This is a genomic window from Rosistilla ulvae (assembly GCF_007741475.1).
GTDB classification, from domain to species: Bacteria; Planctomycetota; Planctomycetia; order Pirellulales; family Pirellulaceae; genus Rosistilla; species Rosistilla ulvae.
On sequence record NZ_CP036261.1, the window covers coordinates 6,351,927 to 6,368,006 of the forward strand.

The following is a 16,080-nucleotide window of genomic DNA, read 5'->3' on the forward strand; positions in this document are numbered from 1 at the left end:
GACTCTTATGAAATCATCTATCACTCGCCGCGACCTGTTGAGTGCAGGTGCGCTGGCCGCGGGCGGAATCGCCCTGCCACGATCGGCCTCCGCCGAATCCGCTCACCCGTCGCTGATGGGCCAAGCCGAGCATGTGATCTCGATCTGGCTCGGTGGCGGAATGGGACAGATCGACACGTTCGATCCGAAACGCAAAGGGGATCCGGCCAACCGGAAAGCCGGCGCCTATTACGACTCGATCGATACCGCCGTCGACGACGTGCAGGTTTGCGAGCATCTGTCGCAGATGGCTCCGTTGATGGATCGCGTGACGGCGGTCCGCAGCGTGTATCATGAAATGATCGATGAACATGCCGCTGCGACCAATCGGATGCACACCGGCCGACCGATCAGCGGTACGATCTCCTATCCGTCGATCGGATCGATCATCGCGAACCAACGCGGCGCGGCCAATGACATCGCCCCGCCGTACGTTCTGATCGGATATCCCAACGTCACGCGAGGTCCTGGTTTTCTTGGTGCCCGCGACAGCTATCTCTATCTGACCGACACCAATCGCGGACCGGCGGGACTGAGTCGTGCCGACGGCATCACGTCGGATCGGCAATCGCGACGCGAACGCTTTTTGGCGACGCTGCAACAAAACGGTGCGGCGGTGGCGGAACAGCGACTGACCGACTACGACGCAGCGATTCAACAGAGCTTGAAGCTGAGCGGTCCAGAATTCACGCGCGTCTTCGATCTCGATAACGAACCGGACGATCTGCGTCAGCGTTACGGAGGGGAGTTTGGGCAGCGATGTCTGCTGAGTCGCCGGCTGGTCGAGCGAGGCGTCCGGTTTATCGAAGTCTCTCACAATCTGAACTTCTTAAACGGTGCGGGCTGGGATGTGCACAACGCGGGGATCCTGCAACAGCACAAACTGATTCAGGAGATGGACACCGCCGTCTCGACGCTGATCCTGGACCTGGAAGAAAAGAAGCTGTTGGACAAAACGTTGATCGTGATCACCAGCGAATTCGGCCGGCCGCCGGAGTTTGATAGCGGTGGCGGTCGCGGCCACCAAGGGCGTGCGTTTACGTGCGTCTTGGCCGGCGGCGGCTTGGCTCATCAAGGCGCCTGGGGCGAAACCGACGAACTCTCTAAGAAGATCGTCTCCGACCCGGTCGGCGTCCCCGACTTCTTCGCTACGATCTGCGCCACCGTCGGGATCGATTGGACGAAGAACCTGTACGCCGGCGACCGCCCGGTCCCGATCACCGATCGCGGGGAACCGATCGCCAAGCTTCTACAAAGCTAGCGTTTCGATTTGCATCTGCCCGATTCAGTTGCCGCCGACGAAACGTCGGCGGCTGATGTCTCTCTCAGAGACGGACATAACACTTCTGGTTGGGTCGACACCTCCATCGCCCGCGTGTGCCGGCCTCCGGCCTTTGTTTTGGGGGGCTGCTGTGGACCGGAGGCTTACGCCTCCGGCAGTTCCTGTGTCGGCCTCCGGCCTAAGAAGCGGATGCTCGCTTGCTGGTCGCTGGTTTCTTTTTGCGTTTGGCACGCAGGTTGCAACTATTCTCTTTCCAGATGGCGGTTGGGGAATGTCCAAGCCGATTTGAAAAATTTACAAATCGGATGGGTGCTAATTTCCTAACGATTCTCTGGGCTGAGAGGCCGGGAGAATCAAACGGGTTGGTAGTCAGGCCTGTACGGGGTTTGTAACGTTTACCGCCCGAATCGACATTTTTACATCGGCGTTGCGGACACGAAGCGGTTCGCCACCCGAGATGTGAAAACTTTTCTGCTTATCTTTTCTAACTCAATTGCTTCGATGCAAAGGAGAGGCCATGGACGGCACTCTGGTAATGGCTGGTGGTGCGCTCGCGTTGTCTGCTGCGGGTATCGCCGAATCTTGGTGGCACAACCACAACCTTCATAAGATCCCGGTACGGATTCATGTTAATGGGACGCGTGGGAAGTCGAGTGTTACGCGCTTAATTGCCGCGGGTTTGCGAGCTGGCGGAATTCGGACGTGTGCCAAGACAACCGGTACCGTGCCGCGGATGATCTTCCCCGACGGCAGCGAAGCATCGGTCTTTCGTCCCTCCCGAGCCAACGTGATCGAACAGCGACGGGTCGTCCGCGCGGCCGCTCGATTGGGAGCCGAAGCGCTGGTCGTCGAGTGCATGGCGCTGCAACCTCAGCTGCAATCGCTGTGTGAATTGCAGTTGATCCAATCGACTCACGGCGTGATCACCAACGCCCGCGCCGATCACTTGGACGTGATGGGGCCCGACGTTCGCGGCGTCGCTCGCGCCCTGGCGGGGACGGTTCCTGTCGGCGGAACGATGTATACCGCCGAACAGCGGCAGATGCCGCGCGACGTGATCGCCGACGCGGCGAAGGACCGCGGATCGAAGATGGTTTCGATTCTGGACGACAGCGTCGCCGAGGTCACTTGGGATGAACTAGCCGGGTTTTCTCATATCGAACACCCCGACAACTTGGCTCTCGCGCTGCGGATCTGCAGCGATCTGGGAGTCGACCGCCAGACGGCGCTGCGAGGGATGTGGGCTGCCGACGCCGATCCGGGCGTGATGCGACTGTATCGGATCGCCGATCCGGAGCGTGAGATGGTCTTTGTCAACGGATTCGCAGCGAACGATCCCGAATCGACCGGGCACAGCTGGAACACGTTGGTCGACCGCTACGAAAAGGTCGAGCGGCGGATCGCATTGTTCAATTGCCGCGAGGATCGGATCGATCGCTCGATTCAGTTGGCCGATGCCTGCGTTCGCTGGCGACCCGCCGACCATTACATCCTTTCGGGAACGGGAACCGAGACGTTTGCTCGCCGCGCGATCCAGAAAGGACTCTCCAAAGATCGATTGACCTGTGCGGAACATCAACCCGCGGCGCGGATCGTCGAATTGATGCAGGGCCAATCGGGGCGCAGTTCGATGGTCATGGGGATGGGGAACATCGCCGGGCCTGGAATGGATCTGTTGAATTACTTCCAACAGGCCCAAGATTCGAATCGCTGTGAAACCCAAGAACCCCAACTGCAGGAGGCCGCGTAATGGATGCCACTTTGCTTGCAATTGCTATCGGTTTGGTCGTCAGCCTGTTGGTGACCGAGGTCTTCGGTTTGAGTGTCGGCGGGATGATTGTCCCCGGATACATCGCGATGTCGATGCATCATCCGGTCGCCGTGGTGATGACGATCGCCGCGGCGGTTGTGACCTGGGGAATCATTCGCCAGGTCTCCCGGTGGGTGATCTTGTACGGCCGCCGACGGGTCGTGTTGACGATGCTGTTTGGGTTTGTCGTCGGAACAATGTTCCGTTTGCTGGCGACAAGTCTGGCCGGAGTGCCGGCCGAAGAGGCGTTGAACCCCGTGGTGATGATCGGTTTCATCATCCCCGGCCTGATCGCGCTTTGGTTTGAACGCCAAGGATTTATTGAAACGCTGTCCCCGATGATGTCGGCGGCGGTGTTGGTTCGTTTGACCTTGATCACCATCGGCGTGGAGAACTTCTCATGAATCGGCAATCGTTCCTCAAGATGAATCGAACGCAACCCTTCCAGGTGATGTATTGGCGTCCCAAGCAGATCTCGCGGCGGTGGCTGTGGGCCGGCATGCTCGCGTCGCTGGCCGGTTTGCTAGCTGTCGAGTTGTGGCCTCAGCAAGTCGCCGCGCCGTCGTCTGAATTAACAGCCGCTGCGGAAATGGCGGACGAAGCGCTCCGCCATATCAAGGATCTTCGGATCGCGCAGGGGCATCGGGCGTTGCCCAAGCTGGACCCGAGCGGATCGCATCTGATCGGCCCATCGATGTCGATGGTCACCAGTAAGCTAGGTTCTTTGGAATCGAAGCAGACTTCGATCAACCCGAACCTCGCGGCAGTGGTCGTCCGCTGGTTGGAGCAGGCGGGCGTCGAGACAGGGGATTCGATCGCGATCGGGGCCAGCGGATCTTGGCCGGCGCTGAACATCGCGGTTTATGCCGCTGCCGAAACGCTGCAGCTGAAGCCGACGATCGTACTGTCGGTGGCATCGAGCCAATACGGCGCGAACTCCCCCGACATGATGTGGATCGATATGGAACGTCAACTCCGCGATGCCGGGATTTTTCCGGAGTCCTTCGCCGCGAAGAGCGCTTCGTTGGGAGGGCTGTTCGACCGCGCGGCCGGGATGACCGAACCAACGCGTGAGATGTTGGAATTGGCTGCGACCCGCAACGGCATCCCCGTCTTGGACGTCGCCGACATCGAAGATTCGGTTGGTCAGCGGATGGAGATCTATCAAAACGCCAGCTCCGATCAACCGTATGCCGCCTACATCAATGTTGGTGGCGGATCAGCTTCGATCGGCGGCACCGCCGGGAACGCCTGTTTCAGCGCTGGCGTGCATCGATCGACTCCAAGCGATCAAGAGGTCCCCGACTGTGTCGCTTCGCGAATGCTCACCCAAGGCATCCCGATTGTAAACGTCGTCGATGCAAAACAGATCGCGGAGTCCTACGGATTGGCGATCGCCCCGGCACAGATGCCGCGCGTCGGCCAGGGCTCGCTCTTCAGCCACATGACATACCGCCGCCCGTTGGCAGCGGCATTGATCTGCATGACTTGGGTTTGGATGTCGGTCACGGTCTTTCCACGCTGGTACCTGCGGACGGTACTCAAGCTGCGACGCTTGGTCCGCCGTCCCAATGCATCGACTAACGCTCTGCCAAAACAGGTGGAATGGATGGTGTAGGGGGGAGTGCCCGCGAAAACCATGATAGGTAGAGGTATCTGTCGCCCCTACCGGGGCTGCCGTCGGATGACGCTTCGAAAGTTCCTGCGGCTGGCGCCGCAGGCTTTATGCGGCCGCCGCCTCTGCGGCTACACTGCCAGCCGGGCGCTAGGAGTATCAATCCCCACACCGAAGCGGGCGGCTGGCGCCTCCGCGGCGAGCCTACCGGTTGGACGCCAGGAGAATCGATCAATACACCGAGGCGGGTGGCTCGCGCCAGGTGACGGATTCAACTCGGGGAACTGAGTCGAATCGGTGCCAATGCGGAGAGCGCCGAAGCGAAACTCATCAAGCGAAAAAAGGATGCGTTCCAAATTAGCTGGAACGCACCCTCTTCTATATTAGATGTCGGTCGAACGAACGCGGCGAACCGCGATTGTGACGACGCTGGTTGGGCGAACTATTTCAATTCGACGCTACCGCCAGCTTCTTCGACTTCTGCCTTGACCTTCTCGGCATCTTCCTTCGAGACGGCTTCTTTCAGAGTTGCAGGGCAGCTCTCGACCATCTTCTTGGCGTCCATCAGCGAAGCGCCGGTCAGGTTCTTAACAACCTTAACGACGTTCAACTTCTTGTCGCCGAATCCGGTCAGAACGACGTCGAATTCAGTCTTCTCTGCTTCAGCAGCAGGACCGTCGGTTGGAGCAGCCATCATGACAGCGCCACCACCGGAAGCTGGCTCGATGCCGTGCTCGTCCTTCAGGTAATCGCTCAATTCTTTGGCTTGCTTGAGGGTCAGTTGAGCGATCTTATCGCCCATTTCTTTAGTTTCGGCGCTGACTTCAGCTACTGCGGTGTCTTCCGACATGGGTATTCTTTCCTATTCAAAAAGGCGGATGAATTGTGAGACGAGCACCATCAAATGCCCGCCTTTTCAACCTCCCACAACACCGCCTCGCGACGGGTGAGGTACACAACGTAAGGGTTATTTAAAACAGACACCCGGTAGGTGGCTGGGTTACTTTCCTGCGGGATCGCGTTGATGGCATCCCGGACCAAACCGCGAAGGCCTCGTCAAAGGCCGTCGCAATACGACTACTCTTCCTCTTCGGAAATCTTCTTGATTTGGCCGTTGAGCGTCTTGCCAGGGCCAAGCAAAGCGGCGGACAGGTTTGCACCTGGGCCGAGGATTTGGCCGACAAGCATCGAGATCTGCTCTTCGCGACTCGGCCACTTGCTGACTGCTTTGAGCCCATCGGGGTCCAACGCTTCGCCGTCCATCACGCCGCCGGTGGCGACGAACTTTCCGAACTTCTCGCTATCTTTGTCTAGCCGAACGACTTCTTTGACGAGCGAGATGAAATCGCTGCCGCCGAAGCAAACGGCCAACGAACCGGCCGCACCTTCGAACATCGGGCTCAAGGAGGTGCCCTCGGTAGCCTTGCGAGCCAAGGAGTTTTTGATCACCAACATGGAGATCTCTTTCTGCCTCAGTTCGGCGCGAAGCTCGCACGTCGTGTTGGCGTCCATCCCAACCGTACTTACGATCACTGCGTCCTCGACACCATCAAGACGATTCTTGATGTCGCGAGTTACTAATTCTTTGACGAACTTACTCATATTTCTGTCTCACTTGCAGCTTGGGCACCACCGAAGCGGTATCACAAACCGGATTGCGAATTTTATATTTGACGCATCCAAAGCCCTACGCTCTGGAAGACCAATCGTGTGTCGATTGCGAATTAACCGGCTACGCGAACGCTAGGGCTCATCGTCGCGGCAATTGCAATCCCTTTCAGATAGGTCCCTTTGACCGATTGTGGCTTCATACCCACAACCAGATCGATGAACGCCTGAATGTTTTCGGACAGCTTGTCGGCTTCAAAGCTCAACTTTCCAACAACCGCGTGAACGTTGCCGCCCTTGTCGTTGCGGAATTCGACCTTACCCGCTTTGTATTCGGCGACAACTTTCCCGGCATCGGGGGTGACGGTTCCGGCGCGAGGGGCAGGCATCAAACCGCGAGGTCCGAGGACGCGCCCCAGTGGTCCCACAACACCCATCATGTCGGGAGTCGCAATGCAGACGTCGAAATCGGTCCAACCATCCTTAATTCGCTTCGCCAAGTCTTCTTGTCCGACTTCATCGGCACCGGCAGCTTTGGCAGCTTCAGCCGCTTCGCCCTTGGCGAAAACGACAACGCGTTGCGTACGGCCGATACCATGAGGCAGGACCAGGCTGCCGCGAATGATCTGATCGGCTTGGTTCGGATCGATACCGAGCCGCATGTGAATTTCGACCGTCTGATCGAACTTCGTTGTGTTGAATTCTTTCAGCGAGACAACTGCCTCGCTCAGTGGCTTTGGTTCCGCCGACGCTTTGGCGGCCATCGCACGATAACGCTTTGATTGCTGTGGCATATTTGGTTTATTCCTTGAGTGTCCATGGTTCATGGTCGCGTGATTGATTCGCGACCGCTGGCAGACGGCACTTCGCGGAACACCGCAAAGCTGAATGCCGGGGTCACAATGGTGCGACTTAACCTACGACGTCGATTCCCATGCTTCGCGCGGTCCCTTCGATCATGCGGATCGCATGTTCGATGTCACGTGCGTTGAGATCGGCCATCTTCTTTTCGGCGATCTCTTGGCATTGAGCGCGAGAGACGGTTGCGACCTTGTCTTTATGAGGCTCACCGGAACCTTTGGCGATTCCAGCAGTCTGCTTCAACAAAGATGCCGCGGGTGGGCTCTTTGTGACAAAGTCGAAGCTGCGATCGTTGTATACAGAAACGATCACCGGGATCGGGGTACCTGCGTACTCCTTGGTGCGATCATTAAACGCTTGAACGAACTGCCCAAGGTTTACACCAAACTTACCAAGCGACGTACCCACGGGAGGTGCGGGAGTCGCTTGTCCACCAGGCACTTGGAATTTAGCCTGGCCAACAAGTTGCTTTGCCATTTCTATTGTCTACTTTCTCGAGGCGGTCAATCGCGGCTGTACTCGGTTTACGTCACCGACTTCAACCTGCCGCCAGGAATGTCTTTCTATGGGATCTGACCACGCCAACCGAACATCGTTGGAGCGAGAACGCTCCCATCGGCGACGTACACAAATCTGCGAGCGGATACTAGAGCGGTTCGACCTGCCAATGGTCAAGCTCTACTGGCACGGATCGGCCAAAAATATTGATATTAACTGAGATGCGACCGTTTGCCTCATCCAGTTTTTCAACTTCGCCTTCTTGGTTCTGGAAGTTTCCTTCCTTGACCCGTACCCGCTCGCCGACTTTAAACGGTATCGACGTCTTGAGCTGCTTCTCGCCATCTTCACCATCTTGATTCGAGGTGATCACTCGCTCGACTTCGGCGGGGTCCATCGGAGCAGGCTTGCCCGCGGTTCCCGTGAAATCGCTGACGCCGGTGGTGTCGCGAATCAAGAACCAGGTGTCGTCATTGACGTGCATGTAGATCATCAAGTAGCCCGGGTAGAGCTTGCGTTTGACAATCTTGCGTTTGCCGCTGCGGTTGAATTCGACGATGTCTTCGGTTGGCACCAAGACTTCGCCAAAATAGCCTTCCATGCCCGACATGTTGATCTGTTTGATGATCGCGTCGCGGACGGTCTCTTCGCGATTGAAGGCGACCTTCAGGATGTACCATTCTTTGGGGGCTTCTTCAGCGTCGAGAATTTCTTCTTCGACCTCGACCTCTGGCTTTTTGATCCGCCGCGTCGGCGGTTCAAAATCATCTTCCAGGATCGGATCGACTGCCGGTTCGGTCGCCGCGTTCGTTTTATCGACAGCTTCGCCCGAGGCGAGTTCTTCCGTTACGCTGACCTCGGATTTCCGGGGCGTATCGGCTGAGCCTTCTGCGTTTTCGGGGTTCGCAGCGGTATCGAGTTGTTCGTCCTGTTCGCGTTTGTCTTCGCCGTCCACCGCAGTTCAGCCTTTCTTATTAGCCCCAGGCTATTTCGCCTGGAGCTCTATCTATGTTTGCAATTTCGTTAAGCGGCAACGCCGATAAATTCGAAAATTGCCCGCCAGATGATGTCGAAGGTAAACAGCGACATCGCCAGGAAAAAAATCGTGAAGATCACGACGATCGACGCGCGAACCAGTTCCGCCTTGCTAGGCCAGGAAACCTTATTCATTTCCGCTTCGACAGCGATCAGGAAGTCGGCAAACCGGGGCCAGTTGACCAGGCGGAATGCGATCCAGAATCCAAGCAAGCAAGCGACTCCTGGAATCGCAAGTTCAAGCATCGCAGACTCTTCGTTGAAGAATCCAGTCAGGGAATCGTAGAGGCTTTTGCAGCCTAGGGCGACGATTACCCAGAACGCCAGGCAGGTCATCTGCCGGACTAATCGGCCCTGATTGCGTTTATAAACCTGGCCTTTGAACAGTTCAGGCAACAACGGGGCGGTTGAATTTCCGGCTACTTCCGTGGACATCCGGGCGAACTCCCGACGAATCGTGTATCGATGTTTTTTTCTTTTCGGCTGTGACTACGTCTGCCACCGCGCTACCAATCAATAGACAAGTCAAGCTGCAAAGCTTGCAAGCCAAGGTCGCTGCGACATCTGGCGGCCCCGAATCGCTGGCCGCGTTGCAGTCTTTCACCTTTAAAGCAAGTGCTAGCAGGGGAGGCGGGACTTGAACTCGCAACCCCTGGTTTTGGAAACCAGTGCTCTAACCAATTGAGCTACTCCCCTAGCAATGCAGACCGGGGCTTCGAAAAGCGGTCCACATAAAACTAAGTGGCAACGGCGATGGTTTGGCATCGCATTGCCACTTAGCATGATCTTCATTTATCGCTCACACGTCAACCAGTTGGCTTTGTGATTGCGACTTGCCGAATTAGGCAAGAATCTTGGTGACAACGCCCGAACCAACGGTACGTCCACCTTCGCGAATCGCGAAACGAACTCCGTCGTCCATCGCGATTGGCTTGTGCAATTCAACTTCGACCTTAACGTTATCGCCAGGCATGCACATTTCAGCGCCAACCAGGTTTGCAGTTCCGGTAACGTCGGTGGTGCGGAAGTAGAACTGAGGGCGGTATCCGCTGAAGAATGGAGTGTGGCGTCCACCTTCATCTTTGCTCAAGCAATAAACTTCAGCTTCGAACTTGGTGTGCGGAGTGATACTGCCGGGCTTAGCCAAAACTTGGCCACGCTCGATTTCTTCACGCTTCACGCCACGCAACAGGCAACCGACGTTATCGCCAGCGATACCCTTCTCCATTTGCTTGCGGAACATTTCCACACCGGTGCAAATCGTCTTCTTGCTGTCTTCGTGGAAGCCAACGATTTCGACTTCTTCGCCAACGTTGATCACACCGCGTTCGATACGACCGGTAGCAACAGTACCACGACCTTCGATCGAGAAGACGTCCTCGATCGCCATCAAGAATGGGCGATCTTCTTCACGCGATGGTTCTGGAACGTATTTGTCCAACGCATCCATCAGGTCGCTGATGCACTTCGAGGCATCGGGATCTGCTGGGTTGTTGTATGCAGGCAGAGCGCTACCTTGGACAACTGGTACGTCGTCGCCAGGGAAGTCGTACTTGCTGAGCAATTCGCGAACTTCCAGCTCGACCAATTCCAGCAGTTCTGGATCGTCGACCAGATCGACCTTGTTCAGGAAGACCACGATGTAAGGAACGCCAACCTGACGAGCCAAAAGAACGTGCTCTTTGGTCTGTGGCATCGGGCCGTCAGCAGCCGAAACGACCAAGATCGCTCCGTCCATCTGGGCGGCACCGGTGATCATGTTCTTAACAAAGTCAGCGTGGCCCGGGCAGTCGATGTGGGCGTAGTGACGAGCCGCAGTTTCGTACTCAACGTGAGCAACGGCGATTGTTACCGTTTTGGTCGAGTCACGGACGGTACCGCCCTTGGCGATATCCGAGTAGCCTTTGGCTTTCGCCAAGCCCTTTGCAGCTTGAACTGCAAGGATAGCACCCGTGGTTGTGGTTTTGCCATGGTCAATGTGTCCGATAGTACCCACGTTCACGTGAGGCTTTGTGCGCTCAAAAGTCTCCTTGGCCATCGCTTTATTTCACCTACAAGATTCTATGTGTTAGTCCAGTTGATGGCCGACACAACGTCGAATCGCCAGCAACCGCTTGGCTGCACCCGACACTCGGGTCAACCGCCAGAAACGATACATGTTAAAATTCGCAAAGAGCTGCTGATGGGACTTGAACCCATGACCTCTTCCTTACCAAGGAAGTGCTCTACCACTGAGCTACAGCAGCCGATGGCGAAAGCGGGTGAAGGGAATCGAACCCTCGTCTTCAGCTTGGAAGGCTGTGGCTCTACCATTGAGCTACACCCGCAAACCTCTTTCGTCACCACTTTTCGGCTGCTAAAGCCTCGTTCGGCTTTTGTGCAGCGCAGTCATCGAAGGCTACGCACGCACACCACGCTTATATTACGCATGTATGCGACGCAAGCCTATGGGGGGTACAGGATTCGAACCTGTGTAAGCAAAGCTAGCGGATTTACAGTCCGCCCCCTTTAACCACTCGGGCAACCCCCCAAAACAATTCTGTTTGGGTCGGCTGAATGCACTCGGACATCCAACCTTTTCTTAGCAATTCGTCGCTTCAACCAGGTCGTCGAAGAGCCAGCGGAGGGATTCGAACCCACGACCGGCGGTTTACAAAACCGCTGCTCTGCCAACTGAGCTACGCTGGCTGGATAGACTTCACGCTAAGAAGACGAGAGTTTACCGATCTTGCAATCGAGGGCAAGGCGAATTTGCCCTGTTTTGGAACTATATTTCAGCCTTTCTCCCTCGAACTTTGACATTCTTATCGTTTCTCAGGTTCACAACCTTGAATGTGTTGCTGGCTGGAGTTCGTTTTTCTCTAGTTGCTTGCGTTTTCAAATCCCGGATTAGGCTCCTTTTGCGTCAATTTGCGCAGAGGTTTCGCCTGGGCTTTGGAGCCGGTCGGCTGGCGAAATAACCGGTCTGTCCTAGCGTGCCGGGATTCGATACGGACGCGAGTATCTGAAAATCAATCCTTGGGGTGCGGATGTTAGGGGGCGTTTTCTCCATCTGTCAGGGCAGCCCGAAGAATTTGAAGCCGCAGTTTTGCTGGCACGCCGCCCCGTCGAGTGGTTTCGTGCAGATCTGCAGATCCAGGCTTAGTTGGATCGCGCCGAAGCGTTCATTGAGAAGCAGAGCGTTTCGCCGAAATATCCGTGGACTGGCTGCGGAGAAGATGGTATTTCAGCATCAGCTGCCAACTGGCGCTCGCATCGGCACAGGAGTGCGATGCGAAAGAGTTGAATTCTGTCTCGACCGGTCGTACCATTGAAGCATGATCGCACTTCGCCCTCTCTTCGTGGCAATCATTTGCCTCGCGATAGCGATTCCAGTTCCTGGGATCTCCAGCTGCCGTTGCGCGGTTGAGCAGTCGCCCGGGGAATGCTGTGCACCTCAACCCGATCTCGGCTCTTGCTGCTGCGAGCGACCTGCGACCGCAGGGCGAACTTGCTGCGACAGCACGATGGGCGAAGGCTGCAATTCATGTTGCGATCTCTCTGCCCCATTGGCCAGCGAACCCGCGGTGCCAAGCGAAGCAAACGCTTCGGTTGAACTTCCGCCTGTCGCTTGGGCGGTCTTTGTTCCGACTGTGCCGCCGCATGCGTCTCTCGCTGCACTCGATCACTCTTCTGCTCCGCTACCCTGGTGTCATAACCGGCGGCAAGCGACGTTGTGTGTTTGGCGGAAATAGGCCTCCACGCTGAAGTTAGTCTGTTTTTGATAACAACATTTCAGTTTGGAGTATTACCTATGTTTAAGCTTATGTTTATCGGTCTCGCTTTGGTCGGTGGAATCGCCGTCGCCCCGTTCGCTCAATCCTCAGCGGCAGCGCCTTGCGTCTGCTGTGGCGAAGCTTGCACGTGCGAGTCGTGTGCTTGCGATGAAAATCAGTGCGCGTGCGATGTCGGCGGTCCCTGCCAATGCAGCGATCAGTGCAATGCAACTTGCTGCACTAAATAGCATCTGCGCCTAGCCATCTTTGCATGGTTTTGGTCGCCCAGGCGAATGCTTGGGCGCCCTTTTTTTGATGTCAGCAGATCGCTGGCGACCCGATTTCGAATTCATTTGGCGGAATGCGTGCTGGCAGCGTCTGGGGCTCTTGCCTTGGCGTCCTGTGGCGTAAAAACTGGAGGTTCACGGACGATCAGATTCGTGTTAATCCCCAAGTTAAATTGCCAGTTTTGAATCGAGGTCGAGCGTGCAGAAGTTAATCAAAGGAATCCATCAATTTCAACGCGAGAGCTTCGTGCCGTTGCAGGGGTTGTTTGAACAGCTGGCAAAGGGGCAGTCCCCCGATACCCTGTTCATCACCTGTTCCGATTCGCGGATCGATCCGACGCTGTTGACGCGGACTCCGCCGGGCGATCTGTTCATCCTGCGAAACGCGGGGAATATCGTTCCGCCGCACGGTGCCGGTGGGGGCGAAGCGGCGACGATCGAGTTTGCGGTCGCCGGGCTCGGTGTGAAAGACATCATCATCTGTGGCCATTCCCATTGCGGTGCGATGAAGGGCATACTCGACCCGGATCAGCTAGTCGAAATGCCTGCCGTTGCCGCTTGGTTGTCGAACGCTGACTCAACGCGGCGGATCATGAAAGAGAACTACAGCGACCTGGAAGGCGACCGGTTGCTGAGCGCGACCGTCGAGGAGAACGTTCTCGTCCAGCTGGAAAACCTTCGCACTCTTCCCTCGGTCGCCGCGCGGCTTGCCAAGGGAGACCTTCACCTGCATGGTTGGGTCTACAAAATCGAGACGGGGCAGGTTTTTGCCTACGATGTGGAGTCATCGCAGTTCCTGAAGCTGACCGATTGCGACCCGCCAGTCGAACCCGCGGTGCAGCATCGCAAAACCAACCTGATCTAACGCGAGCTCTCTTTGCAAAACAGCCCCCCCGTGACGCCAGTGCCGGCGAATCGGCGGGCCGTCGTTGGTCGGGATCAGACCATGCCCCAACGCTTCCGAAGCACCCAGTCGCTGGTCAGCAGGCCGCCGAAGACCAGCATCGTCAACCAGCCGCTGATCGGCTCGTCTCCCAGTCGCCATTGTTGGACGACGGGGGAGACTGATCGTTGGCGGTTTTGGGCGATCAGTTCGCGGAGCGATTCGATCTGGTCGGGCGGGATCGATCGGCCACCGATCTCCGACGTGACCTGAGCGAGCTGCTGCATCTGAGCGATATCGGCCACCGGGCGGCTGAGTTCGCGGTCGATCGACGCGACTTGAAAGGCGAGTTCTTTGGGCTCGATCTTGCTGCCAGCGGTCGTGTCCACAGCTCGCAAGCGATACATCCCGTCGGCCAGTTCGGGCAGCTTGCCCGTCCAGACGGTTGCCGCCCCCGGTTCCGCGTCGCTTCGCGTCGCTGGCACGTCGATCGCTTTGTCGTCGGCATCGATCACTTGGACCGTCAGTTTTCGCTCCGGCGAATCGTCCGCCTCGCCACCGATACTCGCCTGGAACTGCACTTCGATGTCGGCGGCGAAGCGACGGCGACCCATCTGCAAGACGATCTGATCGGGGGAGGCGAGTTCGCGTCGCATCAGCCACAGCAGGACCTGTCGCCAGAACCGCTGGTGCGCCTCGCGCTGCCCCTGTCGCCACCATTGCCAAGTGCTGTCGCCAGCAAAGGCGGCGCAGCGGCCGTTGCCGAAATCGCCGATCACCAACAGAGGCTCCTCGGAGGGTGACTCCAGCAGCACCTCGACCCCGGGGATCGGCTTGGGGCCCAGCAAGCGGTTGGCTCCCTTGAGTGGGCGCAGACGATCCCAGGCGGCCTGTTGTGGGCCGCCGGAGACCAGTTGATTAATTGGGTGGGGACGCGTAATCTGGATCGGCACCGAACCTTCGATCTGCAGTTTGCGGTCGGGCGGTTGGCCAAACGCTTGGCGGCGATCGGGAGAGGTTTTTACGGGGAGGACATCGGCCAGGGGAGAGCTGCCGTAACCGCCGGCGTCGAAGCTGTGGAAGCCGCCCAGAGTCAACAGTCCCGCACCCTCGTCGATCCGTTGGCGGAGCGATTGCAATTGCTTCTCGCCCAGCGCCTGGGAATCGAGATCGCCCAGGATGTAGATGTCGTAGCGATCGGGATCAAACGCAGTCCCAAGGTCGACGGGCCAGTTTTTCCCCTGCCCGATCCGCTCGATCCATTCGAACGTCAGTTCGAAATCAGCCGAGGCGGCGATGCTGCGTCGCAGGAACAACTGTTCCGGCCGCGGTTGCCCTTCCAGATAGAGGACCCGGCCACCGCCATCGCGGACGTCGAGGAAGGCGGTTTGCCGATTGTTGTCGGTCAGAATCTCGCCATCTTGCGGTTCGGCGATCAGGTCCAGCCGGTAGTTGCCCGGCGCGGGGGCGGGCAGTTCGATCGCGATCCGCTGGTCGTCATCGCCCCCCTGAGCAACGATCTCCCGCTGGGCGATCTCCTCTGTCTCGCCTTGAGCGTTGGTTAGCATCAACCGCAGCGGAATCGAGCGGTTGTCGAGTCCCTGGGCGGAGAGCGTGGCCGTGACTTGGAACAGGTTCTTGGCGAAGACGCTGAACTGGTCGGGCATCCCGTCGATCGCGACGTCGCGGGCGGCGGACGTGTCTTGGCTGGGGCCGATGGGGACGGTCCACAGTGGCACTTCCAGCGAGGCCAGCGTTTGCGCCACCGCTTGCGGGCCGATGTCGATGTCCGCCGTTTGAGTTCCGTCGCCGATCAGGACGATCCCAGCTAGCGGGCTGCCGGCGGCGCGGGTGATCGTGTCGCGAAGGGCTGCCGCCAGATCGGTCTGCTTTCCCTCGGGCTGCGATTTCAGAAACGCCTCGACCGCGCCGGTCGCCGGATCGAGAGGTGAAAGGTCGCCGGAGTATTCGTAGACGGCGGTTTTTAGCGTCGGGTCGCTGCTGTCGAGCATCGGCGCGATCCGCTGCCAGACTTCGTTCTGCGATTGCCAGCGCGACTTAGTGCCGCCGGCGGGAAGGGTCATGCTGCGCGAACCGTCCAGCAAAATCGCGAGCGTGGCGGCGGCGGGTTGTTGGAGCGTGACGACGTGCGTCGGCCGCAGTAGCGCCAAAATCAAGACGGTCGCAGCGACCAGTCGCAGCCCGATCAGGGTGCGTCGCCGACGTTGCGTCAGCTGAGTCGATTGCGGAACGACAAGAAGTGTCGTGAGCACAAAGAGGATCGCCACCAGGCCGATCAGCCCGAGCGAATCAAAAATCGGCTGCGTCGTCCAACTGCTCATCAGCCCAATCGTAGCAAAACCGATCCCTCAGCCGCAAACCGCTATCGACAGGCGGTCGCCGGGGC

Annotated in this window: 13 protein-coding genes and 5 tRNA genes; 5 read left to right on the plus strand and 13 right to left on the minus strand. The window is 57.8% G+C overall.

The features are described 5' to 3' along the window. Nucleotides 1-7 precede the first annotated feature (7 nt). From EC9_RS22550 to pgsW, 4 genes are all read left to right on the plus strand, one after another. Nucleotides 8-1,300 (plus strand): DUF1501 domain-containing protein, encoded by a 1,293-nt coding sequence (locus EC9_RS22550; RefSeq protein ID WP_145348314.1) that lies wholly within the window; start codon nucleotides 8-10, stop codon nucleotides 1,298-1,300. A 538-nt stretch (nucleotides 1,301-1,838) separates the two neighbouring features. Continuing rightward, nucleotides 1,839-3,071, plus strand: coding sequence for a poly-gamma-glutamate synthase PgsB (gene pgsB / locus EC9_RS22555; protein ID WP_145348315.1), 1,233 nt, complete (start codon nucleotides 1,839-1,841; stop codon nucleotides 3,069-3,071). Continuing rightward, nucleotides 3,071-3,535, plus strand: coding sequence for a poly-gamma-glutamate biosynthesis protein PgsC (gene pgsC / locus EC9_RS22560; RefSeq protein ID WP_145348316.1), 465 nt, complete (start codon nucleotides 3,071-3,073; stop codon nucleotides 3,533-3,535). The genes pgsB and pgsC overlap by 1 nt, the downstream gene beginning before the upstream one ends. Then, on the plus strand, nucleotides 3,532-4,749 hold the full coding sequence (gene pgsW / locus EC9_RS22565) for a poly-gamma-glutamate system protein (protein WP_145348317.1): 1,218 nt from the start codon (nucleotides 3,532-3,534) through the stop codon (nucleotides 4,747-4,749). The genes pgsC and pgsW overlap by 4 nt, the downstream gene beginning before the upstream one ends. 439 nt (nucleotides 4,750-5,188) lie before the next feature. Here pgsW and rplL read toward each other — a convergent pair whose 3' ends face one another. From rplL to EC9_RS22625, 12 genes are all read right to left on the minus strand, one after another. Further along, the gene (gene rplL / locus EC9_RS22570; protein ID WP_145123157.1) at nucleotides 5,189-5,596 is read right to left on the minus strand and encodes a 50S ribosomal protein L7/L12; all 408 of its coding nucleotides are present in this window, start codon (nucleotides 5,594-5,596) and stop codon (nucleotides 5,189-5,191) included. A 227-nt stretch (nucleotides 5,597-5,823) separates the two neighbouring features. Next, on the minus strand, nucleotides 5,824-6,348 hold the full coding sequence (gene rplJ / locus EC9_RS22575) for a 50S ribosomal protein L10 (RefSeq protein WP_145348318.1): 525 nt from the start codon (nucleotides 6,346-6,348) through the stop codon (nucleotides 5,824-5,826). Between the two features lie 122 nt (nucleotides 6,349-6,470). Continuing rightward, nucleotides 6,471-7,148, minus strand: a complete 678-nt coding sequence (gene rplA / locus EC9_RS22580) for a 50S ribosomal protein L1 (protein ID WP_145348319.1) — start codon at nucleotides 7,146-7,148, stop codon at nucleotides 6,471-6,473. Nucleotides 7,149-7,266: 118 nt separating this feature from the next. Continuing rightward, on the minus strand, nucleotides 7,267-7,692 hold the full coding sequence (gene rplK, locus EC9_RS22585; RefSeq protein WP_145348320.1) for a 50S ribosomal protein L11: 426 nt from the start codon (nucleotides 7,690-7,692) through the stop codon (nucleotides 7,267-7,269). Nucleotides 7,693-7,861: 169 nt separating this feature from the next. Beyond that, nucleotides 7,862-8,668 (minus strand): transcription termination/antitermination protein NusG, encoded by an 807-nt coding sequence (gene nusG, locus EC9_RS22590; RefSeq protein WP_145348321.1) that lies wholly within the window; start codon nucleotides 8,666-8,668, stop codon nucleotides 7,862-7,864. Between the two features lie 68 nt (nucleotides 8,669-8,736). Further along, a complete protein-coding gene (gene secE / locus EC9_RS22595; protein ID WP_145348322.1) occupies nucleotides 8,737-9,183 on the minus strand; it encodes a preprotein translocase subunit SecE in 447 nt (148 codons plus the stop codon). 187 nt (nucleotides 9,184-9,370) lie between these two features. Continuing rightward, nucleotides 9,371-9,444, minus strand: a tRNA-Trp gene (locus EC9_RS22600). Between the two features lie 145 nt (nucleotides 9,445-9,589). After that, nucleotides 9,590-10,786, minus strand: coding sequence for an elongation factor Tu (gene tuf, locus EC9_RS22605; protein WP_145348323.1), 1,197 nt, complete (start codon nucleotides 10,784-10,786; stop codon nucleotides 9,590-9,592). Nucleotides 10,787-10,922: 136 nt separating this feature from the next. Next, nucleotides 10,923-10,994: transfer RNA gene (locus tag EC9_RS22610), tRNA-Thr, on the minus strand. A 10-nt stretch (nucleotides 10,995-11,004) separates the two neighbouring features. Then, nucleotides 11,005-11,075 (minus strand) — tRNA-Gly (locus EC9_RS22615). A 121-nt stretch (nucleotides 11,076-11,196) separates the two neighbouring features. After that, nucleotides 11,197-11,278, minus strand: a tRNA-Tyr gene (locus tag EC9_RS22620). Nucleotides 11,279-11,363: 85 nt separating this feature from the next. After that, nucleotides 11,364-11,436 (minus strand) — tRNA-Thr (locus EC9_RS22625). Between the two features lie 1,553 nt (nucleotides 11,437-12,989). Here EC9_RS22625 and EC9_RS22630 point away from each other — a divergent pair. Beyond that, nucleotides 12,990-13,655, plus strand: coding sequence for a carbonic anhydrase (locus EC9_RS22630; protein WP_145286753.1), 666 nt, complete (start codon nucleotides 12,990-12,992; stop codon nucleotides 13,653-13,655). A 74-nt stretch (nucleotides 13,656-13,729) separates the two neighbouring features. Here the strand turns inward: EC9_RS22630 and EC9_RS22635 are convergent, their stop codons facing one another. Continuing rightward, entirely contained in the window at nucleotides 13,730-16,015 is a 2,286-nt protein-coding gene (locus EC9_RS22635) for a glutamine amidotransferase (RefSeq protein WP_145348324.1), read from the minus strand. Between the last annotated feature and the right edge of the window lie 65 nt (nucleotides 16,016-16,080).